We start from the raw sequence: 2,619 nt of genomic DNA on the forward strand, positions 1-2,619 counted from the left end.
CTGTCGGCTATAAACCGTAACAGACGAACCAACGGCCGTTGCTTGGGCGCAACACCCGAGCGTTTTGCAACTGGCGGCGTGTCGCCGCCGGCGGCCTTCGCCGAGTCGGCAGTTCGCCCCGCTCGACGTACGGCGCCTTGACCACGCCGTCGTCAAACGTGCTTCACCGGGCGCCGCGGCTTCCCGCTATACGCCAACCTTTCGCCCTACGGCGAACATTTTCTGATGCCACGGCCATTCCCACGGTTACCGTGGTTACCGTGGTTTCGGCGGCTTTTGTGGCATTCAGCCCGCGCGAGCCCATGCACGCGCATATTGCTCGCGCAATGCGCGCGGCGACTTCATGCACGCCGCACGCGTCAGTCCGCTTGCTTGCGCAGGAATGCCGGAAGGTCGTAGGTGTCAACGCCCTTTTCCTGCAGCGCCTGCACATGCGAGGCAGCCGTCTCCCGCGAGTTGCGCCAGACTGCGGGCGTATCGAGCGCGCCGTAATCGGCCGACGTCGCGTGCGTCACAGCGTGCCCGTGTTGCGCCGCGCCTACCGGCTGATTGTCCGTACCGGTGCGCAGCAGCGTCATCGGCGTCGCCTGCGGCTTCTTCACAGCGCTCGCGACCGAACGGCCGAGGCCCGTTGCGACGACGGTCACGCGCAGCGCATCGCCCATCGCGTCGTCGTAGACGGCGCCGAAAATGACGGTCGCGTCTTCTGCCGCGTAGCTCTTGATCGTATTCATCACCTCGCGCGTTTCCGAAAGACGCAACGACCGGCTCGACGTGATGTTGACGAGCACACCGCGCGCGCCCGACAGATCAACGCCTTCAAGCAAGGGGCTGGCGACGGCCTGTTCGGCCGAAAGCCGCGCGCGATCGACGCCGGCTACGGTGGCCGTGCCCATCATCGCCTTGCCCTGCTCGCCCATCACCGTCTTCACGTCCTCGAAGTCGACATTCACGAGACCATCGACGTTGATGATTTCCGCAATGCCGGCTACCGCGTTGTTGAGCACGTCGTCAGCGCACTGGAAGCACTTGTCCATCTCGGCGTCATCGCCCATCACCTCGAACAGCTTGTCGTTCAGGACGACGATCAGCGAGTCGACGTGATCCTCCAGTTGCTGCGAACCCGCTTCTGCGACGCGCATCCGCTTGCCGCCTTCGAATTCAAACGGCTTGCTGACCACGCCAACAGTCAAGATACCCATTTCCTTGGCGATCTGCGCGACCACCGGTGCTGCGCCCGTGCCCGTGCCGCCGCCCATGCCGGCGGTGATGAACACCATGTGCGCGCCGCGCAGTGCGTCGGCGATGCGCTCACGTGCTTCTTCGGCTGCCGCGCGGCCCATTTCCGGCTTCGCGCCGGCGCCCAGACCCGTATTGCCGAGCTGGATCACCGCCGAGGCGCGCGAACGCGACAGCGCCTGCGCGTCCGTGTTCATCACGATGAAGTCGACGCCTTGCACGCCTTTGTTGATCATGTGCTGAACGGCATTGCCGCCAGCGCCACCTACTCCGATCACCTTGATGATGGTGCCGTTCGTTTCGGTTTCCAGCATCTGGAATTCCATGTTGCCTCCGTCAAGATAAAAAATTACAGCCACTTCGGCCGTTATTCGGCAGGAGATCGGGCAACCTCCTGTCGCGCGCAAGCCGCCGGCACCGGCGCGTATTCAGGTAAAACCGTTCAAACCCAAAATTCGTCAGAAGTTGCCGAGGAACCAGTCTTTCATGCGCGTGAAGACCTGCCCCATCGACCCCGACTGCACCGCGACCTTGCGGCCGCGCATCCGTTGCGAGCGCCCTTCGACGAGCAGGCCCATCGCCGTCGAATAACGCGGGTTACGCACCACGTCAGCCAGACCGCCTGCGTATTCCGGCACGCCGATGCGCACCGGCTTCAGGAAAATGTCCTCGCCGAGTTCCACCATGCCGAGCATCATCGACGCGCCGCCGGTCAGCACCACGCCGGAGCTCAGCAGTTCCTCGTAACCCGACTCGCGCACCACTTGCTGCACGAGCGAAAACAGTTCTTCGACACGCGGCTCGACCACCGCCGCCAGCGCCTGGCGCGACAGCGTGCGCGGACCGCGCTCGCCGAGACCCGGCACTTCGATCATTTCGTCCGGATCGGCCAAGGCCTGCTTCGCAATGCCGTAGTCGACCTTGATGTCTTCCGCGTCCGGCGTCGGCGTGCGCAAGGCCATCGCGATGTCGCTCGTGATCTGATCGCCGGCGATCGGAATCACCGCCGTATGGCGAATCGCGCCTTCGCTGAAAATCGCAATGTCCGTCCAGCCGCCGCCGATATCGACCAGCACCACGCCGAGTTCTTTCTCGTCTTCCGTCAGCACCGCCAGCGACGACGCCAGCGGCTGCAAGATCAGATCGTTCACTTCGAGCCCGCAACGACGCACGCACTTGACGATGTTCTGCGCCGCGCTCACCGCGCCGGTGACGATATGCACCTTCACTTCCAGCCGGATGCCGCTCATGCCGATCGGCTCGCGCACATCTTCCTGACCGTCGATGATGAATTCCTGCGTCAGGATATGCAGCACCTGCTGGTCGGTCGGGATGTTGATCGCTTTCGCCGTTTCGATCACACGCGCGACATCGGCCTGC

2 protein-coding genes are annotated in these 2,619 nt (G+C 63.8%); both read right to left on the minus strand.

The features are described from left to right. Positions 1 to 359: 359 nt before the first annotated feature. A complete protein-coding gene (gene ftsZ / locus QOC89_RS23690; RefSeq protein ID WP_323047243.1) occupies positions 360 to 1,565 on the minus strand; it encodes a cell division protein FtsZ in 1,206 nt (401 codons plus the stop codon). 132 nt (positions 1,566 to 1,697) lie between these two features. Next, the coding region (ftsA, locus tag QOC89_RS23695; RefSeq protein ID WP_323047244.1) for a cell division protein FtsA at positions 1,698 to 2,619 on the minus strand (922 nt) is incomplete at its 5' end.

This window comes from Paraburkholderia sp. (assembly GCF_034668105.1).
GTDB lineage: Bacteria > Pseudomonadota > Gammaproteobacteria > Burkholderiales > Burkholderiaceae > Paraburkholderia.